Here is a 25,337-nt window from a genome sequence, read left to right on the forward strand (position 1 = left end):
CGCAAGGCGAGATTTGGCTGAGTCTGCGCGGCGTGGCCCGTGGCGTGACGCTAGTGACAGCACACACTCAAGATGACAGCCCGGTGAACTGGCAAGCGCTGGCGCACAGCGCTACCACGCTAGTTGTGTACATGGGCGTGGCCAAACTGAGCGAGATTCGTGAGCAGTTATTGGCGGGGGGGATGGCGGCTGACATGCCGGTGGCGATGATTGAAAACGCCTCACTGCCACAGCAACGCGAATGCCGCAGTGAGCTGTGGGCAATGGAAGCAGATGCCGAAGCCTTTCAACTGAAAAGCCCAGCGATATTAGTGATTGGCCGTGTAGTCGAAGCGGCGTGCGAGGAAGCCGCAACCGCAGCAATGGATATGACACAAAACAGATCACAAAAATGAACTGTAGGAGCTGCCGCAGGCTGCGATCTTTTGATCGTAAAAGCAAAAGATCGCAGCCTTCGTGCCTCGGCAGCTCCTACAGTCCTATGGGTTAGGTAATCGGAGCCGGGTTGAACAACGTGATGTCGTTGTACAGTTTGTGCTGTTCGGCCCAGGTGTGCTTTTTGCCGCTGGCCACGTCTAGGTAGTAGTGGAACAACTCCCACCCCAGATCTTCGATGCTCGCCCGCCCGGTCGCAACACGCCCAGCGTCGATGTCGATCAAATCCGGCCAGCGCTGCGCCAGCTCTGTTCGGGTCGACACTTTAACCACCGGTGCCATGGCCAAACCATAGGGTGTGCCACGCCCGGTGGTGAACACGTGCAGGTTCATCCCGGCGGCCAATTGCAAGGTGCCGCAGACAAAGTCACTGGCAGGCGTCGCACAAAAAATCAGGCCTTTACGCGTAAAACGCTCGCCAGGGCCTAGGACGCCATTGATCGCGCTGCTACCGGATTTAACGATAGAACCCAGCGATTTTTCGACGATGTTCGACAGCCCGCCTTTTTTGTTACCCGGCGTGGTGTTGGCACTGCGGTCCGCCTCGCCCTTGGCCAGGTAGCGGTCGTACCAGTCCATTTCGCGCACCAGTTCTTGAGCGACTTCTTGGGTTTGTGCCCGCGAGGTCAGCAGGTATATCGCATCGCGCACTTCCGTAACTTCAGAGAACATCACCGTCGCGCCAGCCCTCAACAGCAAGTCTGAGGCGTAACCCAATGCCGGGTTGGCGGTAATGCCGGAGAACGCATCACTGCCGCCGCATTGCATCCCCAAAATCAGCTCGGAAGCGGGCACGGTTTCGCGGCGACGCAGGTCGAGCTTTTGCAGACGCGTCTCGGCCAACGCCATGATCTGCTCGACCATTTCGGTAAAGCCGTGACTGGAGTCTTGCAGGCGGTACAACCACGGCTCGCTCAAGTCCACCGATGGATCGCTGTCATGCATCACTTGGCTGGCCTGCAATTTCTCGCAGCCCAGACTGATCACCAACGCCTCGCCACCCAAGTTGGGGTTGCGCGCCAGATTGCGCACGGTGCGAATCGGGATGTAAGCGTCGGTAGCGCTGATGGCGACACCGCAACCGTAGCTGTGAGTCAGTGCCACGACGTCGTCGACATTCGGGTACTTGGGCAGCAACTCATCGCGAATACGTTTGACCGCGTGGTTCAAAACGCCGGTCACGCACTGCACGGTGGTGGTGATGCCCAAGATATTGCGCGTACCAACGGTGCCGTCGGCGTTGCGATACCCTTCGAAGGTATAGCCTTCGAGAGGTGCCTGCGCCGCGGGCACATCGGTAGACAGCGGCAAGCTGTCCAGCGGTGGTGCGGTCGGCATGCGCAACTGGTCTTCATTGACCCAACTACCCCGCGCAATCGGCTGCAAGGCGTAGCCAATAATTTGGCCATAGCGAATCACTTCGCCGTCCTGAGGGATGTCAACTAATGTGACCTTGTGGCTTTGCGGCACAAAATCCAAGGTGACCAAGCCATCAGGCAGCTCCGTTCCGGCGGGTACACCCTGGTCGTTCACTACTACTGCCACGTTATCGCGCGCATGCAAGCGAATGATGCGCGGCGAATCGGAATGTTCAATCAGCGTCATAAGGCCATTCCTTAAGAGTGAGTCGAAGCCAAGGGAGCGACTTGCGAGCCATCGGTTGGCGGCTCTTTAAGCACCACGCGTTTGATCGGCCCAACAATAACCAGGTAACTAAACACCGCCACCAGAGCGTTACAGCCTACAAATACCAACGCCCACTTGAACGAGCCGGTGGTGCTGATGATGTAACCGATAACGATGGGGGTGGTGATGGAGGCGATGTTGCCGAACATGTTAAACAGACCGCCGCTCAAACCTGCGATTTGTTTAGGTGAGGTGTCAGATACCACAGCCCAACCCAGTGCGCCAACGCCTTTGCCGAAGAAGGCCAACGCCATAAAGCCCACGACCATCCATTCAAGATCGACGTAGTTACAGGCCACAATGCTGGTTGAGAGCATCAAACCACCAATGATCGGTGCCTTACGGGCGAAAGTCAGGGAGTGGCCTTTGCGCAGCAGGGCATCAGAAATGACACCACCCAATACACCGCCGATAAAGCCGCAGATCGCAGGTAGCGATGCAATGAAGCCAGCTTTGAGAATGGTCATCCCGCGATCTTGTACCAGGTACACCGGGAACCACGTCAGGAAGAAATAGGTGATGCCGTTGATGCAGTACTGGCCCAAGTACACGCCGAGCATCATGCGGTTGGTCAGCAACTGACGTACGTAATCCCACTTCGGACCATCCGCTTTTTTGCCGCCGCCTTTGTTCTGGTCCATGTCGACCAAACCGCCGTTGTCCGCAATGTGCTTGAACTCGGCTTCGTTGATCATCGGATGCTGACGCGGGCTGTAGATCACCTTCAGCCAGATCAGCGAGAACACAATGCCGATAGAGCCCATGACGATGAACACGTGCTGCCAGCCGAAGGAGTAAACGATCCAGCCCATCAGCGGTGCGAAGAGTACCGTCGCAAAATATTGCGCCGAGTTGAAAATCGCAGAAGCAGTACCGCGTTCGGCTGTGGGGAACCAAGCCGCGACGATACGTGCGTTGCCGGGGAAGGATGGCGCTTCGGCCAGACCGACCAAAAAGCGCAACATAAACAGCGCAACAACCGCTGTGGAGATACCAAATTCACCGACATAGCCTTGCAGCACGGTGAACAGCGACCAGGTAAAAATGCTGAGTGCGTAGACTCTTTTCGAGCCAAAACGGTCAAGCAACCAACCGCCGGGGACTTGCCCAGCGACGTATGCCCAGCCAAAGGCAGAGAAGATATAACCCAAGGTAACGGCGTCGATACCGAGGTCTTTTTGCAGGCTAGAGCCTGCGATAGCGATGGTTGCCCGGTCGGCGTAGTTGATCGTGGTCACCAAAAAAAGCATGAGCAAAATCAAATAGCGGACGTGGGTTGGCTTGGTCGCTTGCATGGTGCATGTACTCCCACAAATTATTTTTATGCGCGGGTAATTCTATTTTTTAGGAGTGAGTCTGTTGCGACAACTCAACAGCACGAGAAATCGCGAGGCAAGCTCGCTCCTAAAGGTAGTTTGCGTACAACGAAACTCCTTTTCGCTCTTTCCTACGCAAAAGGCCGCTGATTTCTCAGCGGCCTTTGAAGCTATTTACTGCGGACCTTGCTTGTCGATCAAGGCAGCCAGTGCTTCGTACTCTTCAGGCAGCAGGTCAGTCAGCGGGGTGCGAACTGGGCCTGCGCTGTAACCGGCAATAGTCGCGCCAGCCTTGACGATGCTCACCGCATAGCCGGATTTACGGTTACGGATGTCCAAGTACGGCAGGAAGAAGTCGTCGATGATCTTGTCCACAGTGGCGTGATCTTCGCGAGCAACGGCGTGGTAGAAATCCATCGCGGTTTTCGGGATGAAGTTGAACACGGCCGAGGAGTAAACCGGTACACCCAGCGCTTTGTAAGCTGCGGCGTAAACTTCTGCGGTAGGCAAACCACCCAGGTAGCTGAAACGGTCGCCCAGACGACGGCGGATCGAAACCATCAGCTCAATGTCACCCAGGCCATCTTTGTAACCGATCAGGTTCGGGCAACGCTCAGCCAAACGCTCTAGTAGCGGCGCAGTCAGGCGGCAAACGTTACGGTTGTAAACGATAACGCCGATCTTGACCGACTTGCACACGGCTTCAACGTGAGCGGCAACACCATCTTGGCTTGCTTCGGTCAGGTAGTGCGGCAGTAGCAGCAGACCTTTAGCACCCAGACGCTCAGCTTCTTGAGCGTATTCGATGGCTTGGCGAGTCGAACCGCCAACACCGGCCAGAATCGGCACACTTGTGGCGCAAGTATCAACTGCCGTTTTGATCACTTGCGAATATTCGCTGGCCGCCAGGGAGAAAAACTCACCGGTGCCGCCAGCAGCGAACAGAGCAGAAGCGCCGTACGGGGCCAGCCACTCTAGACGCTTGATGTAGCCCTCACGGTGGAAGTCACCTTGAGCATTGAAATCGGTTACCGGAAAAGACAGCAAACCGGAAGAGAGGATGGACTTCAGTTCTTGTGGATTCATTATTCGAACACCCTAGCAATTGTTGTGATGAAAATACGGCAGTAGTTCGTGTTGTCGTACGTCATCGTACAACTATTAAAATTATCGTCAATCCCCATTCTTGAAATCCACGGCCTGCGTGCGCGTTTACTGTGCGATTTTTGAGCGTAAAGCCCCGTAATAGAGCGGGCTCAAGGGCGAAAAAAATTTTTGAATGCCACCAAAAAGCCCCACATCGTAGCTACGATGGGGGTTGCGATGGACATTCCATACGAACAGTCAGACGGCACAAGGCAGCCGCGCAACTGGATCAGCGACTGCGCTCATCTGAGCCGAGTTGTACGATCACAGCTCAACTGTTTGGGCCTTTAACCGGAAAGGACACAAACGGCTTTATTTCCTTTAGCACGAACATGCTCTGCATCTCCTTGATCCCGGTAAGGCGCCGGATCACCGACATGGCAAAGTCGGCAAAGGTGTCCAGATCGCGTGAGACAACCTGCAGCAAAAAGTCAGCATCCCCACCAATGCTGTAACACGCGACCACGTCCTCCAAGGCCATGACCTCCTGCTCAAACTTACGCGCTTCGCCCTCGCTGTGACGGTCAATGGTGACGCGCACAAACACCAACACCCCAAGGCCGATCTTGCGTCGATCAAGCACAGCCCGATACCCCTGAATCACCTTGTGCTCTTCCAGATGCCGCACTCGGCGCCAGCAAGGCGAAGCGGACATCCCAATTGCATCGGCCAAGGTCTGATTGGTGGTGCGGCCATCCTGCTGCAAGGCCGCCAGAATCTTGGCATCAATGGCGCTTAAGGTCTGCTCGGTCATAAATACCTCATGGATTATTTTCTGCGGTAAATCTGCCCCAAAATCAGCCATTCAACAATCTAAACAGACGAATTTACCCGCCTCTGGAGGGATATGCTTGCTCACACAAAACATCAGCCAAGGATGAACCTGCATCATGCTCGAACTTTCTCAAGCACTGACCTACACCGCCGCCCTCGGCATTGCTGCCGCCATCCCCGGCCCCGGCATGGCGGCCTTGGTTGCCCGCAGCGTGAGCGGCGGCGCCCTGCCCGGCTTCAGCTTGCTGTCCGGGTTAATTCTGGGGGACTTGGTGTATTTATCCTTCGCGGTGTTTGGCCTGGGCTTGATCGCCCACTACTTCGATGCCTTATTCGTACTGGTGCGGGTGTTTGCGGCTATTTACCTGTGCTACTTGGCGTGGCAATTCTGGTGGGCAAAACCGCAGCCGGTGTCGGTAGGCCGGCCGGTCAGCAAACAAGAGCTATTCAGCGCTTGGCTGTCCGGGCTGACCATCACCTTGGGCAACCCAAAAACCATTGCCTTCTACCTCGCACTGCTGCCGCTGGTCATCCATTTGGAGTCGGTGTCACTGCACACTTGGGCTTTTATGCTGGTGCCGCTGACCATTGCGGTCTTATTCATCGTCGGCGGGCTATTTGTGCTGGGCGCAGTACGCATCCGCCACGTACTTGCCAGCCAGCGAGCGCAACTTTACTTATTCAGAGGCGCCGCCTTAATGATGGTAGGAGCAGCAGTCGCCATGTTGGTGCAGAACCTGTAAGGGCGGTTAGGTGCTGTTACGCGCCTTTGCGGGGCAGCACCTGTTCCGTTTTAACGCCTGTAAACCTCAGCGAAAATCTCAGTAATCGGCTTGCGCGGTGAGCGCTTGATCAGGGCTTTAACTTTGGCGCTCAGGCGCAGCAACTCGGCGCTGGGTTTGGCCCATTGTTCCGGCGGTAAAGGTTCTGACCAGTCTCTCATCGCTTGCGGTAATGCTTTGCGGCCAACTTTGGCGATGCGTTTGATCTCCCATTCCACACAGTGGTTGGGCAGCGTCCACAGGGTCATCACGTGGTACACATACCAAAAGAAGCCATAAATCCAGCCGACTTCTTTCTCCCGAATACGCCGATGCAACCCGGCCCGGGCATTGCGGAAAGTGTGTAAACCTTCGTGCGGCGGATCGCCGGGGGCTTGAAGTTCTAGCGGGTCTTGAAGGGTGCTTAAGTCGTTGAGTTCGTACTCCATGTAGCCACGAACCGCCTCCCAGTTGGCAATCGCCAGCTCAAACGCTCCGCACTGGAATTCGACACGGACTAGCTCACCTTCATGCTCAAAACCCATGCCCATTCCATATTGGCGGGTGACACCGTATTGGCTGGCGCCTTGAGACTGAACGACCCATGCGGAAAGTGATTCCCATGGGACAAACAGAGGCTCTGTGGCGCCTTCGGGCATAAAACAGACTTCACGCCGTTGACGGTTGAAGCGTGTAGGGATGACTTCGGTGAAGAGGTTATGGGCTTCGAGCCAGACGTAAAAGCATACGGCTGATGCCGAGAACCATGTGAATAAAGCGTACTTCCAGATAAAAGAAAAAAAACCTGCCGCAAACTCCCAACTATCGGCAAAGTTCTCACCTAATGCCAAAACAATACACCAGCATATAAACGGGAATCCAAAAGCAACTAAACATGCCGTACTAAATGGTCCGCCCAGCCATATTTGATATGAATAAGCATTGGGTTTCCCTCCGCCAAAATCTAAATATCTATCGTTGTAATCACTTATATAGGAACAAAAAGGTTCTGCTTCTGTAGGCAAAGGCAAGGGAGCCAAGTAGGTCTGACGACCCATAGGAAAGAACTCAATGTCACCCGCTTTTTTTGACGCCCCATTTATGGATGGTTGAGGTGGCGCAGCTTTAGCCTTAGTCATTCAACTGTATCCAAAGCAATAACATCGACATCTAACAAAGGTATCTCTGTACTGACGTCGAAGTGTTTATTTGATGAGGGAAAGACCCCACCTTCAAAAGGATCAAAACGAATACGGTATGTAAACGGAGCTAGATTTTTCTTCTTATCCAAGGATAGAAGTTCAAGCTCAACCAATAATTCTTCGGACAGTTCGCCGTGCGCGCTTTTACGATTGTGTGGATAAGTGAGCTTTAACGACAGGTGAGCCGGACCACTCTGTTCTTTTTCCGGCGTGCTCTTTACACGATACAAATTCACTTGTACCTGCTCGGTTACAACTTCGCGCTGCTCCATGGGAAAGCCACGATCTCCCCGAAGAAACGTAGTTATTCGTTGCGCACCAATCTTAATACCATAACTGGCCTTACCATTAAGCGTGGATTCATAGTCGGGCAGGGTCATCCCTGGAAAGGTCACGAATATGTCACCCGGTTTTGCGCTGGGCAGAATTCTCTGCCAAAACGATTCTTCTTCTGGCCCTTTGATCTCTACAAAGGGCGCTTGCTGCAGGAGCGTAAGGCGGTACTGAAACTCTTCAAGCGTTAGTTCTTCACGCTTGTCGGCCTCAAGCCCCCACGGTGTGCTTTGCAGCCATTGATCATGGCCGCTGGTGTTGTAGCGGTTATAAAGCCAAGTGCCGGCTAACTCCAGTACCGTAAAAAAAGCACCTGCCAGATTAAAGCGGAAAAAAACAGTGCTTAGACGAGCACCAGCAACCTTCCACGCCGTTTCTCGAGCAGCACCCTTTGCAGCCTTCAATACATCTAGTCCAGCTCGTACTGTATTTGTAAGTCCATAAGCATTGCTGGCCGCCAGACCACCTGCAGCAACCATCGTCAACATGGCTGCGTTTTGAGCGCCTCGATTCCCGCTGCGGACTGCTTGTAACCAATTACTGTGATAGTTTTTGAGGCTGAAAACCGCAGCAACGAACCCAAGAACGTAATTAAAAATCCCCATTCCAACATGCAATTTACCCATCGTGACTTGCAGTCGGCTCAGCGAGGTCCGAGCTAAACTATCCCCTAACTTTCTAATCTGAGCGCTAAGCGCCGTGTCAAACACGCCTTGAGCAGCTGCAAATCCTGCTGCACCCGTTGCAAATACAGCACTTGCAAGAGGCATCCACTGCCTCTCATCGCTCGAAACCGCCACTGTCTCTTTAATCACCTGCACCAAATTCACCGCCTGCGCCACAAACAGCAATAAGGCCGCGCCATCCCCCAACACGTTCATCACCGGCGCGCTGCGAGCCCCGTTTTTAAAGTTATCCATCAGCCCGGCTACTTGTCGTTTGCCCTCAGGGGGGAAGATCACTGTCAGCCCTGCTTTACCCTGCACTGAACCAAAAACCCGTGTTTGTTCATCCGGCAGTTCTGGTATGGGGCTAATGCTGGCAGCCAGCCGTCTTTGCTCCACATCCAGCCGCTGGCTGTCGTATTGGATCTCCTGCAACAACTTAACGGAAGCTGGAGATTTATGGCCGTTCACACGATTGGAGAGGTTTCGCTGCTTTTTAAGCAGGGCTATTTTTTCGCGCAGCTTAAATGTCTCGTCCAGTGTTTCCCGTAACTTGGCCTGCTCTTGTGGCGTAGAAAAATGAAAGGTCACGCCTTCAGTTTTGGCGGCCTGCAATATGCGTGATTTCAAGGCGATGGGTAGTTTGCGCAGCAGTTCTTCAACGTCCGGCATGGCGTTGTTTTTGAAGAAGTCGTCGAAGTTGAACATCACTTTTTCCAAGCCGCGATTGAGCGCGGGGGTCAAGGTGTTCTGTGCGGCACTGGCCACTGTGCGAGTACTGTCCGGGAGGTCGTCCAGCGCCGGTAAGCGGCTCTGTTCAATGGTGCGAAGCTGGGCCAATAGCCCAGGGCTGTTGTTGTACAAGACCATGCCCGCTGCCAGCAAAAACGCATACTGCACCCAGAGCGAGGTTTGCTCGCTGTAAGGCAAGGTGTAGTAAAGCGGGCGGCTGTATTGCGGTACTCGCTCGTAGTACGCCAAAAGCAGGTCGCAGGCATCGTCACTGCGGCAAATGTCTTTAAAGCACGCGTATTCCAAGGTAAAGGCATGCCCCGCGTGCCCGATGTCCATCGGGTCGAAGTACCAAGCCGCTTTATGAAATTTGCACGCGCAAATTAACGTCACTCGGTCGGCAGTGATCGCATCAAGCAATGTGTTCCAGCGTATTAGCCCGGCACGGTGGGCCTGCAATTCTCGATCCATCGCTGGGCGGTCGATCAGCTCATTGACGCCGCGCTGACCGAATTTTGCGCCGTATAGCAGATCATCAAGTTGTTTAGATCGGTGCTTGCCGAGGCTGAGCAAGGTTTCGAAATGCTTGTCGACAAAGGCTAGCGGTGAAATCTGAAAATGCTCGCGTGTGTAGTAGCGACGGTCGACGTCACCCAATGTGCTAGGCCCACCTTGATGAAATCCAAAGCCTTCTAAAGAGGAGGATTCTATAGCCTCTTGAGTGGCCCTCAGGCGCAACACCTCCAACTCAGCCGGCACCGGGCTGCCCTCCGGCGGTGTCATCAAGCCGCCCCTTTCGAGGTATTCAATGATCGCGGTATTGGTCACGCCATGATGCGGCTCAGCCATGGATGTCAAATCATCCAGCAGCGCTTTGTGCGCCGGGTCAATGCTATTGCTGAGCAAGGTTTTGACATGTGGCACATTGAGCTGGCTCAGGGACTCGATGTAGCACGCCAGCAAATAATCGCGTTCGTTATTGCCTTTTTTCGTTCCGCCATTGCTCCAGTCGTCAATCCAGCCAACAACATGATCCTGATAATTGGCCAAGTCGCGCAGCACGCCCAAGGTGTCGTCGAGCACCAAGTACAGCGTGTCATGCCGATACTGCGGATGAATGCAGCCGGTCAGGCGGTTTATGGCGACGTGAGCAAAACGGGCGGGGGCTTCCCACAGGTACGGCTGACGCTCGTGTTCAGGCAACTCTGCATCCAAACGTTGTTGGGTGACGTTGGCGTGCGCGGCCAGGGTAGTGGCTTGGGCTTGTTCAGCCTCGCGGCGCTCGGTCGCGACTTCGGCCAGCCAATGTTCAGCCATGTCTGGGGTCAGCAGGTGTCGCCCGCCGGTGTCGCAATCAACCTTGCTCAGATCCACCGCTTGCATGAAGTGCTCGCGCTCGGACGGTGCATTCAGCACTTGCTGGCATTTTTTGGCGGTCCACGGGACTTCGGAAAAGGTGACGTACAGGGTGCTGGAGGTGTTGTAGATCAGGTGGGGAGCTTGAATCGGCTCTTCGCGGTCGTCATCCAACACCTTCAAGCCTTGCCACAACATGGCGCTGACCAGCCCATCTTCTATGCGGTATTCCGATAAGATGCCGCTGCTGCTCTCAATCACGTACAACCAGCCATCACGCAACAGTCGTATCCCAAGCGGTCGCGCAGTAAGACTGTAGGGCATCTGAATTTCGCCCGAAGGATCCAGTGCCGGGTTATCGACGAGCCCGTAACGCAGCGGAATGAGCTGCACCTTGCTTTTCATCAGTGGGCAAGTGCCCATGCTGTTTTTTGCATCGTCTCGGGAGAGATTGACGTTGTTGGGATTTTTCGGCCAGAAGGGCTTAGACATTAAGCGGGCTCTCTCAGGTGCAGTGCTCGGCAGCGGGCGATTTCGGCGACTTTTTCGATGCGCTGTGCTGAGGTCAGCGGTGAGACGGTGGTCAGGTGTTGTTGCAGATCAGGATGGTGTTGCAGGGCGTTTTCACCGAGGTAGCCGTGAATGTTGGCGTAAAGGGTGATCTCGAGTTCACTGCTAAAGCCGCTGTCATAGGCGGTGGTTGCCAACGCATGCACATGCGCCCAGCGCTGGGCTTTGGAGAGATGGGTTTGATACGCGGGAAAGTAATGGTGCAGATGCTGATTAAGCCGCAGCACCACGTTGCGAAAGCTGACGACATCCAGCGCGCTCGCCTCTTGTGTCGAGAGGAGGTAATGCGCGTCGTATTGCGCGGTCGGCGCTGGGCCGGGACGCTGATGTAGGTGCCACACACCTTGCGCGGCATCGGCGATCAGTATTTGGTGACAAGGGCCAAACAAGGTGGGGTCGCCCGCTTCGACCGCGAGCGTGAACAACGCATGCATCACCGAAGGGTCTGCCAAGCGCAAAAACACATTTTGCTCGTGAGGCATGCGCACCACCGTCAGCCAGCGCAAGTGAGCAATCATGGAGGGCCACGAACCATCACAAAACAGCAAATAACCCCACTCTTCTTCTACGTTAGCTAAAAACTGTTGCAGCACCGGCTGCTGCAAGCTTTGGATTTTCTGTACACGCGGCGACAGGTCCTCAAGGCCGGGCATTCGTTGCGCGGTATACAGCGGCTCAAACAGCCAAGGCTGGTTCCATTGATCTAGGGAGTGAGACAGTTTGATCAGACGTACTGCATCCAGTAATAAACCGCTACAGCCTTGCCAATCTAATTCACAAGGAAAACCTTCGGCTAATGAGCCTTGACGTTCAATCATTAAATACCCCCAGTGATAGGCATCAGCCCGCATAAGCGGGCTGATGAAGTGGTATCGCTACTTGGGTTTTAATCTTGTTTAAGTTTGCGCCAGTCGTCAGAGCCCGACGTATTAGCGACTACGTGGGTCCAGGTGATTTTACGATAGCTGAACTGCACATCTTCCATCTGAACAAAGTGGTTATTACTCAGGTCTTGGCAGTTGTGCATATAGCCTTTGATATTGACGATGGCCGCGTCTTCAAGTGTCGTGGTGTAGTAATGCTCTGATCCAGATTTCGTAGCTCGAAACCATTTGATTTCAACTTTTGATAAACACTCATTGGTCGTCAATGCTTGAAGTAACAAAGGCGAGGACTTGTCAAAAGCTTTGGTGATACTCAGCGGTTTATGAACACGCTGGCTGACTACTTGGCCAGATTGAGGGTCACAAGGGATAGTCACTTCGTGGCTAAAACCCTGAATCATAACCTCGTCCTGATAATCACTCTGGAAGGTGTTACCCACGGATTCTTCAGTGTAAGCACCCTTGGTAATCAGACCTTGTTTTACACCGGTGATCGACATATACGCTGGCGTAGCCATGAAGCTCTCCTTGCACAAAAAAATGTGATACTCCAACAAACACAAGCGCTGCGGAGCAGATTAGGTAATTCAATAGTTATGCCAGCTTTAGCTCGACCTATATAAATCAATGCCTGCAGGGCGGCAGTGTCGTTATCAACATTCGACTCAAGCGAATTACAGGGCAAAACTGCGCAATACGTTGCGCACTACTGTGCAAAAACTTGCACAGCACGCCACACACCTTAACGGCTATGGCCTAGCGCACTTTATCCACAGGCAAAAGAGCTTTTAACTGCGCAAAAAGTTGCGCACTTGTTATCGGCCATTTGAGAGAAAGCTTCGCCCTTGTAGAGGTTGCAAAGATCGGGAGGCAAGCACACTTTTACACACGCTATCTATAAAGCTTTGGACATTGATCAGACGCATGCAAAAAAGCCCTCACCGAAACTGGAGAGGGCTTTTTAATTAACGCAGTTTTAACCTAAGTTAACGCCATAAGACGCCGCTAACGGGCCTAAGCCGCCCGCAAAGCCTTGGCCAATGGCCTTGAACTTCCATTCGTTGTTATGGCTATAGAGCTCACCAAACACCATGGCAGTTTCAGTTGAAGCGTCTTCACTGAGGTCATAGCGTGCCAGCTCTTTACCGTCCGCCTTATTCACAACACGGATGTAAGCATTGGAGACTTGACCGAAACTTTGCTTACGCACCTCCGCTTCGTGGATGGTGACCGCAAACACCAGCTTTTTGGTGTCTGGTGCAAAGCCAGACAAGTTCACGTTGACTTGCTCGTCATCCCCCTCGCCTGCGCCTGAGCGGTTATCGCCCTGATGCACGACGTTACCGTCCGGGGAGGTTTTGTTGTTGTAGAACACAAAACTGGCATCGCTCAGCACTTTGCCGTTCTCGCCCACAATAAATACCGAGGCATCCAGATCGAACTCCTGACCGTCAGTCACCCTTGGGTCCCACCCCAACCCGACGACGACTTCTGTTAGACCTGGCGCTTCTTTGGTTAGGGAGACGTTGCCGCCTTTACTCAGACTTACTGCCATTTAATGAACTCTTATATGAAGAACTGAATGGGTACAGATTGAAAAGCCAAGCCATACCCGCGACTGCAAGGTGTACGTTCTGGTTGCCTGCGCAGTACAGGAAAATGCCATCAGTCGTTTTTAACGTCCGATTGCTGTTCTTTTCCGGGGAAAATAACGCTGGCCAGAATACCGATCGCCAGTACCACCAAAACCACCATCAAGCTGGTGTTGGGCTCAATGCTAATGCCATGGCCAAACAGGTGATTGGTAGCGTTCAGCGCCAACTTGGCGGCAATAAAGAACAGTAACGCGATGACCGATTTTTCTAGATGCACCAAGTAACGCTTAAGCGCTTCAAGCACGAAGTACATGGTGCGCAAGCCGAGAATCGCAAACAGCATGGCGGAGTAAACGATCAAGGGCTCACGGCTGACAGCGATGATGGCGGGTACGGAGTCAAAGGCGAACAGGACGTCCGACACCTCAACCACCACCACACACAAAAACAGCGGGGTCGCAAACAACGCGCCTTTACCGGCCAAGGTCATGCCTTTGTTTTCGGGCTTGGTGATTTCGTGCTCTAGCACTTTGCGTGACACAAAGAACTGATGGCCGTAGAGCTTTGGCCAAACCGGGAATAGTTTTTTTGCAAAGCGGTAAGCGACGTGTTTGGAGTAGTCCTCGTCTTTATCTTCCTCGTTACCGCGCAGCATCATGATCGCGGTCCAAGCCACAATGACGGCAAAAAGCACTTCAACCCACGGGCCGAATGCCAGAAGCCCAGTACCGATTGCGACGAAGATCAAGCGGAATACGATGGCGCCAACAATCCCCCAGTACAGTACGCGGTGACGCAGTACATCCGGGATTTTGAACCAAGCAAAGATCGCCATAAACACGAACAAGTTGTCGACGCTGAGGACTTTTTCTAGCGCGTAGCCTGTGACAAACAAGCTGGCCACGGTAGGACCATGGGCGTAGTACAGGTAGCCTGCAAACGCGAGTGAGATCAGTACCCAAAAAATCGACCAAACTGCCGCATTGGTCAATGTGACGGGTTTGTTGCTTTTATGGCTGAACAGGTCGATTGCTAGGGCAATGACCGCCAGTGCTACAAATACAGCGATGGTCGTGGGTGGAAAGCCAATTGCCGTGTTGTCCATGATGCCCTCAGAGATCAAAGTCGCCAGGGGTTAACCCCAGCTCATTACAAATGGTGCGACATGCAGCGCGCTCACTTTCATCGAAGTTGCCATCTGCACTGCCGATGGCACAGCAGACGCGTACTAGTAAACGAGCCGCATCTTGTTTTTTACGCAGTTGACCGATCGACTTCAGGGCCTGTGCACGACCGATTTGCTGATCAAACTCGAACTGATCGCAGACGGCGTTGAAGGACTTGATGACGTCTTTCACTTCAAACGCTTTTAACTCCTTAGCGTTTTGAATAAAACCGATCATTTTCTGTTTTTCATTGCTGCTTATTTCGCCATCAGCGGCGGCTACCAGCGCACATCCGCAGACCACAGCCTCCATGAACTCGCGGTTTTGGAACTTGCTGACTTCTGCAGAAAGTTTATCGCGGGCCGCTGTGGCGTTAGTTTTCAGCCATTCAAGCATGAACGTTACCTTGTCTCAGATTAGGGAACAGCGCCTGCTTAGGCAGGCGTTCAGTTATATAGCGATTACTTAGACCCGCTTGCCCAGCGCATGCCCCAGTCAAAAGCAGTGTCCATGTCCGAGTGGCTTTTATAAAACTCGACCTTACGGTTAACCTTGACGCTATCTCCGACGTTCTCAAGTAAGGCGATGGCGCACATGCCTTTGGTGCCGCCCTCTTCACTCAAGCGCACTTCAATCGCTGGCTCGCCTGGAATAGACAAGGTGATAACGCCGTCAGTTGCTTGCCAGTTCGGAGCACCCTCGTAAATAAACGCGTAGATCAACACCCGGCGCATTGCATGCCACTCTTTGCCGTTGATCCGCAGCCACTCACCGTCACTCTTAGCCCCGGTGCGGTCATCCTCCAGCAATTGAATAAACGGCTCGCCTGTAAAATCGCCAAACGCGTTACCTAACGCTTGGACAGCGCCCTTGCGGCCGTTTTTCATTTCGTACAAGCAACCCACATCCAGATCAATACCCCCTGACTTACCGCGCAGCGCAGCAAAAAAACCACCGCCACTGCTGTTTTGCGGGGCTCGATTCCAATTGAGGTTGATGGTGATCTCACCGAAGTCGCCGTCTTTTTTAGCTAGGCTGATCGAAGGACGCTGCTTGTCGAGGGTGATCTTCGACAGATTGACTTTGGATGTAAGCGCCGGGGCAACGGGCTGTGGTGGTACGAACGCGGGCGAGGGTTCTGGAGCAGCAATATCAACCCCGAAGTGTTCGGCCAACGATGCCAAGCCACCGGCAAAACCCTGAGCGATGCAGCGGAATTTCCACGCGCCCTGACGACGATAAAACTCCCCCAAAATCAGTGCCGTTTCTGCCATGCCTTGCGTCGGGATGGGAGCTTGAATGCCACTGCTCACTGCAACATCAAGCTGCGGAAATGCAGAAAATTGGGCGATGTTTTGATAAATGGTAGCGGTCAGCGCGACTTTTTCGATAGCGCTATCAAGCGCCCCAAGGTCGAGGCTGAATACGGCACGGCCTGAGGAGGATTCCAGCAGTTTGACCGCCCCCATATTGACGCTTTGTTGGCCAAAGAAGCACATGTCGTTGTCGCCACGCACCTTGCCCGATTCATCGAGTAAGAATGCCGAGACGTCGAGATCTGCACCTGGCACAGGGCTGTAGCTGACGGTAGCGCTTAAAACTTGAGTGGGAACGCTGGTGTTTGCGCCCGGTGTCAGGAGGGTCATTTGCCCACCGCTTGGATCGCGTCGTGGGTTAGGTCTTGGGCACTCTTACCGTTCGCCACCGAGCCAACAGCCGTCAGGTCCCAACCAGACGCTGTGCGGCTCAAATAAGCCATCACTACGCCGGTGTGACGGCCCTTTTCGGACAGGTTAAACCGCGCAAGCTCTTTGCCGTTCACTTCGTCGACAATCCGGCAGTAAGCGTTTTCTACCGCCTCAAAGCTTTGCCCAGTGAACGAGTTCACGGTAAATACGAGGTGCTTAACCTTCGCAGGCAAATGCTCAAGGTTAACCAGAATCGACTCGTCATCACCGTCACCTTCGCCGGTGCGATTGTCACCCGAGTGAGCGATTGAGCCATCTACGGAGGCGAGCTGGCAAAACCAGACTAAATCCAGCGATTGCTTCAGGCTGTCGAGCAGAATGCACGAGGCGTCTAGGTCGATGGCGCTGTTACTGTTGAGCCATTTGCCAAACAATCCCTTAGGTTTGGCCTGATCCCATCCCAGCCCCATGCGGATTTTTTTTAGCCCAGCCCCTGCTTCTTTTTCCAGGGAAATCGTTTGGTTCTTGGACAACGAAATAGCCATGTAGCGTTACCTTTCCTTGTCTGAGCTCAGGCATGAGGCGAAGGTAACGGCTGATTTATGATCTGTTCTGCTTAAAGTTCCTCACGCAGACACACATCCAATGGCCGCTTGCGACGCCACAGCGCATGAAACTCGCGCCAATGTGGCTCTTGGGCTGCCCCCAGCAGTTGCTCATCGCCTTGGGTGTCTCCCCAAGCACGTAATGTGTATTGATTTAATGGGCCGTACTGCGCCTCTAGCCGGAGTACTTTTTGCTCACAGCGACAGTTGGTCCCGTCAATTTCTCCGGTCAGCACGCCATCCACTGATTGCAGCCGAGTGCCAATGAGTGCAATACCCAGCTTTTTGGCAAAAGGCTTGAGTACAAGCTCAGGCGATGCTGAGCAGATCGTCACAATCGCCTTCTGCTCGACCTCAGAGGCGACGGATACTAAGCCCAAAGGTCTCATCAGCCGCTGCCACGAAGCGTCACAAAATGCTTCGGCACGCTCAGCGACCCATTCTTCCTTGGCTCCAGTGAGATAGACCGTGATGAGCTTTTCTTTCAAATCATTACGGCTGATCTTTCCTAGCAGAAAAGACGTGGTTGCCGGGATCATTCGTAGGAGCCGCATCGCGAACAGTCGGTTGCCAAAAGCGAAGCGCAAAAAGGGCACAAAACTGTCGTGATAGGTCAGCGTGCCATCAAAATCGAACGCCGACAGGACTTGCTCGCCCTTCACAGGGGTATTTAAAACTTCGTTCAACCGACTACTTCAGCCCATCGCAGGCTGCCTCCTAAAGGGTCTATCGAGCGGTTCATGCCGGGGCGAACCCCTTGCCAATGCGCTCGTTCAATAATCATTTTCGCCCATTTGCTATGGGTCGCGGGCTCACACATCGCTCCGTTGAACTTGAACACCGCAGGGGCCGTATCACATTGTATTTGGCGTGCGCTGTTGAGGTCTTCAAGGGTGACTTGCAACGCCCTGTGGATAACTGCAATTTGCGACGGATGGATTGCCGTTTTACCGACAAGCCCGTGGGCAATATCCAGCGCCAGCTCCTGCTCCAGCAGTTGCGGTGCGTTGAGTTGTTCAAATACCGGCGCCGTCAGTGCAAACCCTGCTGACCCCATGATCCCGCATAACATTGGAATAACGTAACCCATCGGTGTGCTGTAAAGCGTCATTGTCGGTGTACGACGAAGCCCCAAGGCCCCCATCAGATCATTCCCGCCTATACGTAAGGCAATAATACGCCCCGGTAAGTACTCAAGCAGGGCGCTGCGCAGCTCAATCATCGCACCGGGGTCAAACACCTCCGGGGTTTCAAGCGTCGGCATTAGCATCAGCTCGTCGCAGCTCACCGCTTGTTGCCACTCGCGCAGGTTACTTAGGCACAGTTTAGGCACAACAAAACCATCAATGTGGCGCATCAGTGGCCACTCATTGAGCAGCCCCGCCATCGCGCTGTCACGCGGGCGGACAAATAAAATCGGCCCGACAGGCGAACGACCGCCACGGGCTTCTATTTCCGACAACAGCTGCTTGAGGTTGTTTAGTGCCTGTTGCACATCGGTTTCGGCAACGGCGTCTTCAAGGCACAGTACCAGCGAACGTAAACCTTGGATTTTTTCACCGAACACCACCTCCAGAATGTCAGGACGGGTGGCTGGCATGTACAGCGTTGCGCCCAATGCATAGGCTGAGCATTGAGCCATTAGCGCACACTCCTGATCACGGTCAGCGCACGATACGGCCCCAGAGCATCGCCCACCTCTTGGACGTCGATATGCGCTTGAGCACTCAAATGCAGCAGCAGTTGCACGTCCTGATCGTCGCGACTGCGCACCAATACATGCTCCGGTACGCGCCGCATCACAGCACGCGTCGACTCGGCGATTCCGGGTTTGATTCGATTGGTGTTGGTCACCGAGAAACGCCTAGAGATGCCCTCCAGCGCTGCCTGCGCACGCTGTTGCAACGCCCACGCCTGCGCCAGCGTCCACGGTTGGGCGCTGGCCTGCGCCGATAAGTGAGCGCGTGCGGTTTCGATGCTGTGGATAAAATGCTGAGTCACGTCATGGGCTGCCAACTGCTCATACACCACGCAGCCATGTAAGCCGGGCTGCGGCGACCAGATAGAGCGTGACACCAAGCCCGATACGGTCGCGCCTAAAATCCCCGAGGGGATCAGCCAGTCTTCGGCCGAGGCCGCCAGCCAGGCGCGGCCACAAGGGTCAGCCAATACCACCAGACGAGGCTTGAGCGGGAAACGTGCGTCGCCCGCCAAGCTGTCGAGCAACTGCCCGCTGATCGCCCCTTTGCCCGTCCAGCCGTCCACAAACACGATGTTCTCGGCCCCGTGGAGCTTGATGACAGCTTCAAGGGCCACCGTGTCGATTCCACGGTCACGGATAATGCTGACCCCGTAATGTCGAACATCGCGGCCTAACGCGAGCAATGCCCGACGCAGCAGCACGCCAAGCGGCACACCGGCCCGCACAAACGACACCAACGCAATCGTGCTGCCCGCGCAACGCTCATTCAGCGCTTGAGCCAACGCCTGTACATCAGCGGCCATGCGTTGAGCGTTCTGCGCCAACGCTCGCTGGTACAAGTTTTGATGAAGTTCGGAGGGGGCCAACTCATGGCTGATCATTTCGGAATAGTGGCGTTGCTGCGTTTGAATCAGACGTTCTTTTTCTTGCACGTCGGTAGCTTCAATCTCCATCGCGCGCAGTAAAAAATGCACATCATCGCGGCCATAACTCCCACTGCCGATCGTACTTAGTCCTTCAAACGCCTCACTCATGATCAACGCTCGCACGTACATGGCTGGCTAGCTGCCCGCGTTTTGGAGTGCCCCACCAGTCACACTCGGCCATAAAGCCTAGGTCGGACACGCTGTCGCCAAAGCCCAACAAAGGGCGTTTGCCATTAACGGCTTGATCGCGGCTAACCCACTCGCGCACCGCTGCACGCTTTTGCAGTGCCTGCGGTAAGAACGCCAGATTGTTGCCGTTGCCATGCACGTACATCCCGTCAAGCAAGCCCCGCGATTTGACCTCTGAGCCAACGCGCAGCAATACCTGATCGGCTTCGTTGTTGTGTTTGATCACGACATAAGCGGCCAAGTCTTGCTCTTCAACCACCCAACCTCGCAATGAGAAACCCAACTCGGCTCCAATCGCCAATGTGTGTTCACTCAGGCGTTGTAGACGTGTTCGCTCATGCGCCAGCTCGCTGCGCATTCGTGCATGCCAGCCGCGATCCAACAAGCCTTCGGCGCTGAGCATGACCCCACCGTGAGCACAAATAGCCCCGTACACGAATGGCAATTGCACCCGCTGATAGGCTTCAACGCTGCGAGCTGTCACAGGCACCACATCGGCCGTGGCCAGCAGCCATTCGACAAAGCTCTTTTGCGTAGCGTTCATAAAGCCATTGGGCAGGCCGTCGACATCAAGCGTGGCCGGGAAGCGCGGCTCATCGCCCATTTTGCGGGCGGTCTGAAACAACGTGTCGTCGAGATCGACAAACACCAGCGGACGATTAATGGCCATCAACGATAACCTGCGCATTCAATGCCCGAAGCAAACCTTGATCCAGCGCCGCGGCTGGTGTCTCGCTGCAAATCAGCACGCGATCAAATTGGCCTGGCGCGACGTTGTACAGGAAATTGGGAATTCCTAAGCCATAGTTGTCACTGAACGACAGCGCATGCGCTATGGCATGCCCCAAGGCAATAGGCGAGCGGCTAGTAGAGCTGAAATGCACATCGGCGCCTGCTCGCTCCAAACGCTCGGCGAGCAAGTACGGCCGCCATACAAACTCACCGGTGCCGACCACCAACACCCGCTCGCCAGGGGCCACTTGCAGGTCAGGGGCTAGCGTGTCGCGATGTTCGCGCACGCCCATACGCCCCCAGTCACAGCTTGCATCAAGTGGCCAATTACCTTGTGCGACGCAGCCGACATCGGGCATCTCTGGCAGCTCGGCGCGCACATCTTCAATAAAGGTATAGCGACCTGCGAGCAATGAAACACTGCTGACATGATGACCTAGGTGCTGACGGACAGCATCTTGCGACCAATCCGTAAGGGTCGCGGTGACGATGCGCTCAATAGCCTCAAGCCCAGCTTCAGCCAGTGCGTTACACACATTGATAAACGTCGTGCCGGTCGATGCTTCGTCATCCACCAGCACCAGCGAGCGAGCAGCCAGCATGAATGCGCGACTCTGCGCATCTTGCGGCATATGCAACAGGTGCGACGTGGCGTGGCTATGCTGCTCTTCGAAACGAGCAAACACCGCACTGCCCGTCGGATGACGCGTACTGCATAAATAAACGCTATCGCTGCGCGTTTGAGCCAGTGCGCGGTGTACGCCAGCGCCAAGCCCTACAGCCGTTTCAGCCATGCCGATCACCAGCACCGGGCCGGGTAAATCGGCGGGGATCTTTGCGGCCAGCGCATTGAAGCTCTCGGCCATCAGTAATGGCCGGGCTGGGATATGTCGCCCCAGCACACACGACACAAATAAAAAGGCGCGCTTGGGATTACGGCGCTCAGCGAAACGAAACAGTGCCTGCGGTTCAAAAGTCGATGAATTGACCTCAACCTCCAGACGACCGCGCTTGAGGTTTGCGTGCAAAGCCTTGGCTTTGGACACGGGTTTAGCGCTGCTCATCAAAGTCAATTACCTGGCGATACGTCAAAAGAGCGCGGAAGATTCGCCAGTGGAGTGGGTAAAACAAGCAGAAAATCGTTACCGAACATGCCGATAACGGTGCCTAAAATCAGCTAACACGGCGCCAAATAATGCTTAGCACTCACCACCCGATCTTCACACAGTTATGTGACGGAATATTATTTTTATTAACTAACTAGTTCATACTGTGCGACATCGTGTCGCCTCCAACGTGGCGACAGCGCTTTTGAAGGAGCATTTTCAGATGTTTTTCTCTTCCCGCGCCCTGCTGACTTCCAGCCTGTGCAGCGGCCTATCACTCTTGGCCCTAGCCCCCAGCTATTCGTTTGCAGACACCTCGGACGACCTTATGAACCGCTCAACCCTGACCGGTAATTGGGGGGGCGAACGCCAAAAACTGGTCGATAAAGGGATTAAGCTGACCGGGGACTACAACTCCGAAACGTTCTCCAACTTGCATGGCGGGATCAAGCGCGGCACCCGTTATTCCCAGCAAGTGCGCATCGGCGCCCAATTTGACCTGAGCAAGTTACTGGATACACCGGATGCCGGTGTGGTGCAGATCACGGTCAATGATCGTCGGGGTCATAGCGCCTCCGAAGACTTGGTGGGCAACCGTCTACCGGTGCAAGAAAACTATGGCGGCCAGTACACGCGGCTCTCTGAATTCAGCTACGAGCGGCAGTTATTCAGCCCTGCGCTGACGACCAAACTGGGTTTCTTGGCGATGGGTAATGACTTTGGCGGCATGCCGTTGTTAACCAACTTTGTCAACGCCGGGTTCTGCGCCCACCCGCTGACCATGTCCAACGGCAGCGGCTGGAGCAACTACCCGACGCCGCACTGGGGCGCTGAGTTGCGCTACACCGTGAGCCCATCGTGGACCTTGCAAACGGCCGTGTTCCAGGTCAACCCGGAGTACAACAGCCGCTCCTCCGAGGCGTTTAGCATGACCACCCGCGGCACCACCGGGGCCATTTTGCCGCTGGAAGCGATCTACACCCACAACGCTTGGCTGAACGGTCAATACAAAGTGGGCTGGTACTACGACACCTCTAATACCCAGAAAATTGGCAGTACTGAAAAAGCCAACAATCGCACCGGAGCTTATGTCTTGATCGACCAGGCGATTTGGCGCGATGAACAAGACCCTGAAAGCGTATTGCGTGCCTTCGGTCAAGCCGCTACCAGCAATGCCGCGACCTCAGCCATGCAGCGTTGGTATTCGGTGGGCTTAGTGAAACAAAAGCCGTTTGCCAGCCGCCCACATGACAGCATCGCCTTCGCCTATGGACGCGCGGTGTTCAACTCACGCTCGCGGGACGTTCAAGAAGCGGCGGCCGCGACCCCCGAACAGGCCAACATGATCGCCCATCTCGACAGTGGCGAGCAGTTGCTGGAGCTCAACTACAGTGCGCAAGTCACCCCGTGGTTAATGCTGCGCCCAGACGTGCAATACGTTATCGAGCCGGGGGCGTTCTACGGCAAAAGCAGGGGCAATGCCTTGGTCGCAGGCGTGCAGGTTAAAGCCACTTTCTGACCGTGATACTGACCCGGCCATCGCCGGGTCAAGCTCAACGTATGACGCTTGCGAGCGAACAACCAACGTCATGCATTTTTCACATTTTGTTAAACCTTCCCCTCATATACTCCAGCGCACTTTTTCCTCATCCGTTGCCTGGTAACCCCATGCGTCTAACTCGTCCCGCTTTGCTGTTACTGCTGCTCGGTTGTTTGTTGATGTTTTTTGCCTTGGGAAATCACCATCTGCAAGGCTCCACCGAATCTCGAGTGGCCGGGATTGCCATGCAAATGCACTTGAGTCAGGACTGGGTCACCCCTTCGCTGCTCAATGAGCCTTTTCTTGAAAAACCCCCTTTGAGCCTATGGCTGGATGCAACGGCTATTGGCCTGTCTGGCGGCAGCCTATTTGCCGTGCGGCTGGCATCAGCTATTGCCGGGCTATGCAGCATTATGTTGCTGTTCACTCAACTGCGCCGCTTTGGCCGTTCAACAGCCATGGCTTGGACCGCGGCAGCGATGCTGGCCACCATGGGCAGTTTTTGGGGGAACGCGCGCCAAGTCGGTGAAGACTCGTTGTTGACGCTGGGCGTGACGATGACGTTGTTGGCGTTTTATCAGGCCAGCCGCCAGCCGCGCTTAACGCTGGGCAGTGGCTTGCTATTTACCAGCGGGATCACCATTGCGACGTTGACTAAAGGCGTGTTCGGTTTGGCCTTACCGGGCGTGGTTATTTTTACCTTTCTGCTGTGCGAGAGCCTGATCAATAAACGCTTGGTCGTGCGTGACTGGCTACGTCCTGCGTTGTTAACCCTAATGGGGCTGATCCCTCTGTTGATCTGGCTGTGTGTGCTGTATCAGCACGGCGGTGGGCAAGCAGTCAGTGAAGTATTGCTCAGGAACAGCATTGGCCGTTTCAGCGGTTCGTTTGTCGAAGCCGGCCATTACGAACCCTTCTACTATTACCTGCGCAAACTGCCGGAGAGTTTCCTGCCGTGGAATCTGCTGACGTTCTTGGGGCTGTGGCACTTTCGCAAACAACTGCGCCACAACCCGTACCTGCTGTTTTTTTGCGTGTGGCTACTGGCGCAATACCTGCTGCTCAACCTCGCCTCAAGTAAACGCGCGGTGTACCTGATGGCGTTGACCCCGGCTGCTGCCGTTATCGCCGCAGAATACGCGGGGGTGGTCTTGCAATGGCTGCGCACTAAAAGCCAACAGTTCGCCATCGCCAAATTCCTGAGCGACTATCATCGTGGGTTGGCTGTCGCACTGCTGGCCGGCGTCGTCACCACGTACTTGATTGCCGCCGCCGTCAAGGCGCCGCGTGCCGATCACAGTGAGTCTTTCCAGCCCGTCGCGGCCCAAGTCATCAGCCTGCAAGCCCAAGGAAAATCGGTCGCCCTGTTGCAACCTGACGAACGCCTCGGTGCCGTAGTGTTCTATAGCCAGCAGTTGCAACACACGCTGAATTCAGCCGCTGAGTTGCAGGCGTTTTTGGCGGCATCACCCGACCATATCGCCGTCACCGACACCACCGATGTGCCTGGCGTGGCGTTGCAAGTACTCGACACGGTCAGTGTCGGCCGTCACCACTTTTACTTTGTGACCTTGGCGCCAACGTCAGAAGATTGATCCCGCGCAATAGAACCTCACTTGGCGTGACCGATTACGACACATTGGCTACGCTCAGGTGCTGGACGTTACCCAGCCAAGGAGCTTGCCATGACCATCCGTATTACCAGCCAAAGCTTGAGCGACTACGACGCTCAACTGGCTTACAAAACGGCGACTGCTTATCTATGCCAATCCGACCTCGCCAGCTATTTAATTGACCAGCTAGAGCACCAACACCTGAAGCTGACTGTTGAGGTCAGCTCAGACCCGGCAACGGCCAACAAGGACACCTCGAACAACGGGGCGATTGTATGGAACCTGCGCAGCGATCTATCGCCAAGCACCAACGTGCCCGCAGTAGCGGCTCTGCTCAGCTCTGCCCCTGCCGCAAAACAGCCGTACGTCGCCAGTCAATGGGGGCTGATGCATTTGCTCGCACTCGCTTGTCAGCAGTTGAACGAGCAGCTCAACTTTCGTGACGCCGACGCCACTTGGCCGTGGCTCGATGAGAAAGCGCTGAGTGCCGCGGACATAGAGCAGGCCGTGGCTAGTGAACTCGCCGACAAGCCAATGCCGGTCAAACAGGACTGGAACCGATTGCTAAATCGTGAGTGACGTGTGTAGAAGCGAGCTTGCTCACGATCTGTTGAT

23 protein-coding genes are annotated in these 25,337 nt (G+C 54.7%); 5 read left to right on the forward strand and 18 right to left on the reverse strand.

Annotated features, from left to right (window positions below):
• Window positions 1-395, forward strand: a 395-nt coding sequence (locus AQS70_RS14845; RefSeq protein WP_241492844.1) for an SAM-dependent methyltransferase, incomplete at its 5' end; no start/stop codon positions are given.
• A gap of 91 nt (window positions 396-486) precedes the next feature.
• On the opposite strand, the gene garD is transcribed toward AQS70_RS14845, so the two are convergent.
• The 4 genes from garD to AQS70_RS14865 all read right to left on the reverse strand — a co-directional run bounded on the left by garD (window position 487) and on the right by AQS70_RS14865 (window position 5,337).
• Window positions 487-2,040, reverse strand: a complete 1,554-nt coding sequence (gene garD, locus AQS70_RS14850; protein WP_055103528.1) for a galactarate dehydratase — start codon at window positions 2,038-2,040, stop codon at window positions 487-489.
• A gap of 11 nt (window positions 2,041-2,051) precedes the next feature.
• Window positions 2,052-3,416 carry an MFS transporter gene (locus tag AQS70_RS14855; protein ID WP_055103529.1) on the reverse strand — a complete coding sequence of 455 codons (1,365 nt, stop codon included), beginning with the start codon at window positions 3,414-3,416 and terminating at the stop codon, window positions 2,052-2,054.
• A gap of 195 nt (window positions 3,417-3,611) precedes the next feature.
• Entirely contained in the window at window positions 3,612-4,523 is a 912-nt protein-coding gene (gene kdgD / locus AQS70_RS14860) for a 5-dehydro-4-deoxyglucarate dehydratase (protein WP_055103530.1), read from the reverse strand.
• A 331-nt stretch (window positions 4,524-4,854) separates the two neighbouring features.
• Entirely contained in the window at window positions 4,855-5,337 is a 483-nt protein-coding gene (locus tag AQS70_RS14865) for an Lrp/AsnC family transcriptional regulator (RefSeq protein ID WP_055103531.1), read from the reverse strand.
• Window positions 5,338-5,473: 136 nt separating this feature from the next.
• Here AQS70_RS14865 and AQS70_RS14870 point away from each other — a divergent pair, with 136 nt between their 5' ends.
• Window positions 5,474-6,100, forward strand: coding sequence for a LysE family translocator (locus AQS70_RS14870; protein WP_055103532.1), 627 nt, complete (start codon window positions 5,474-5,476; stop codon window positions 6,098-6,100).
• 50 nt (window positions 6,101-6,150) lie between these two features.
• Here the strand turns inward: AQS70_RS14870 and AQS70_RS14875 are convergent, their stop codons facing one another.
• From AQS70_RS14875 to AQS70_RS14940, 14 genes are all read right to left on the reverse strand, one after another.
• Window positions 6,151-6,969, reverse strand: a complete 819-nt coding sequence (locus AQS70_RS14875; protein ID WP_241492845.1) for a hypothetical protein — start codon at window positions 6,967-6,969, stop codon at window positions 6,151-6,153.
• Between the two features lie 284 nt (window positions 6,970-7,253).
• A complete protein-coding gene (locus AQS70_RS14880) occupies window positions 7,254-10,898 on the reverse strand; it encodes a toxin VasX (protein ID WP_055103534.1) in 3,645 nt (1,214 codons plus the stop codon).
• A complete protein-coding gene (locus AQS70_RS14885; protein WP_055103535.1) occupies window positions 10,898-11,794 on the reverse strand; it encodes a DUF4123 domain-containing protein in 897 nt (298 codons plus the stop codon). Before AQS70_RS14885 ends, AQS70_RS14880 begins: the two co-directional genes overlap by 1 nt.
• A 68-nt stretch (window positions 11,795-11,862) precedes the next feature.
• Entirely contained in the window at window positions 11,863-12,378 is a 516-nt protein-coding gene (locus AQS70_RS14890) for an Hcp family type VI secretion system effector (protein WP_055103536.1), read from the reverse strand.
• Window positions 12,379-12,836: 458 nt separating this feature from the next.
• Window positions 12,837-13,415: a TerD family protein gene (locus AQS70_RS14895; RefSeq protein ID WP_055103537.1), complete on the reverse strand. Its 579-nt coding sequence runs from the start codon at window positions 13,413-13,415 to the stop codon at window positions 12,837-12,839.
• A gap of 110 nt (window positions 13,416-13,525) precedes the next feature.
• Complete coding sequence (locus tag AQS70_RS14900; RefSeq protein WP_055103538.1) at window positions 13,526-14,560, reverse strand: TerC/Alx family metal homeostasis membrane protein; 1,035 nt, start codon at window positions 14,558-14,560, stop codon at window positions 13,526-13,528.
• 7 nt (window positions 14,561-14,567) lie between these two features.
• A complete protein-coding gene (locus AQS70_RS14905; protein WP_055103539.1) occupies window positions 14,568-15,017 on the reverse strand; it encodes a tellurite resistance TerB family protein in 450 nt (149 codons plus the stop codon).
• Window positions 15,018-15,082: 65 nt separating this feature from the next.
• Window positions 15,083-16,267, reverse strand: coding sequence for a TerD family protein (locus AQS70_RS14910; RefSeq protein ID WP_055103540.1), 1,185 nt, complete (start codon window positions 16,265-16,267; stop codon window positions 15,083-15,085).
• Window positions 16,264-16,854: a TerD family protein gene (locus AQS70_RS14915; protein ID WP_055103541.1), complete on the reverse strand. Its 591-nt coding sequence runs from the start codon at window positions 16,852-16,854 to the stop codon at window positions 16,264-16,266. Before AQS70_RS14915 ends, AQS70_RS14910 begins: the two co-directional genes overlap by 4 nt.
• Before the next feature lie 71 nt (window positions 16,855-16,925).
• Window positions 16,926-17,600 carry an HAD-IB family phosphatase gene (locus AQS70_RS14920; RefSeq protein ID WP_055103542.1) on the reverse strand — a complete coding sequence of 225 codons (675 nt, stop codon included), beginning with the start codon at window positions 17,598-17,600 and terminating at the stop codon, window positions 16,926-16,928.
• Complete coding sequence (locus AQS70_RS14925) at window positions 17,597-18,556, reverse strand: HpcH/HpaI aldolase/citrate lyase family protein (RefSeq protein ID WP_055103543.1); 960 nt, start codon at window positions 18,554-18,556, stop codon at window positions 17,597-17,599. The genes AQS70_RS14920 and AQS70_RS14925 overlap by 4 nt, the downstream gene beginning before the upstream one ends.
• Window positions 18,556-19,650, reverse strand: a complete 1,095-nt coding sequence (locus AQS70_RS14930) for a cysteine protease StiP domain-containing protein (RefSeq protein ID WP_055103555.1) — start codon at window positions 19,648-19,650, stop codon at window positions 18,556-18,558. Before AQS70_RS14930 ends, AQS70_RS14925 begins: the two co-directional genes overlap by 1 nt.
• Window positions 19,643-20,401, reverse strand: coding sequence for an HAD family hydrolase (locus tag AQS70_RS14935; protein WP_055103544.1), 759 nt, complete (start codon window positions 20,399-20,401; stop codon window positions 19,643-19,645). The genes AQS70_RS14930 and AQS70_RS14935 overlap by 8 nt, the downstream gene beginning before the upstream one ends.
• Complete coding sequence (locus tag AQS70_RS14940) at window positions 20,391-21,527, reverse strand: phosphoribosyltransferase domain-containing protein (RefSeq protein ID WP_055103545.1); 1,137 nt, start codon at window positions 21,525-21,527, stop codon at window positions 20,391-20,393. Before AQS70_RS14940 ends, AQS70_RS14935 begins: the two co-directional genes overlap by 11 nt.
• Before the next feature lie 265 nt (window positions 21,528-21,792).
• On the opposite strand from AQS70_RS14940, the gene AQS70_RS14945 reads away from it, so the two are divergent.
• From AQS70_RS14945 to AQS70_RS14955, 3 genes are all read left to right on the forward strand, one after another.
• Entirely contained in the window at window positions 21,793-23,088 is a 1,296-nt protein-coding gene (locus AQS70_RS14945; RefSeq protein ID WP_055103546.1) for a carbohydrate porin, read from the forward strand.
• A gap of 149 nt (window positions 23,089-23,237) precedes the next feature.
• Window positions 23,238-24,704 carry an ArnT family glycosyltransferase gene (locus AQS70_RS14950; protein ID WP_055103547.1) on the forward strand — a complete coding sequence of 489 codons (1,467 nt, stop codon included), beginning with the start codon at window positions 23,238-23,240 and terminating at the stop codon, window positions 24,702-24,704.
• A 90-nt stretch (window positions 24,705-24,794) separates the two neighbouring features.
• Window positions 24,795-25,301, forward strand: coding sequence for a hypothetical protein (locus tag AQS70_RS14955; RefSeq protein WP_055103548.1), 507 nt, complete (start codon window positions 24,795-24,797; stop codon window positions 25,299-25,301).
• Window positions 25,302-25,337: the final 36 nt, after the last annotated feature.

Origin of the sequence: Pseudomonas endophytica (assembly GCF_001411475.1) — a bacterium.
GTDB classification, from domain to species: Bacteria; Pseudomonadota; Gammaproteobacteria; order Pseudomonadales; family Pseudomonadaceae; genus Aquipseudomonas; species Aquipseudomonas endophytica.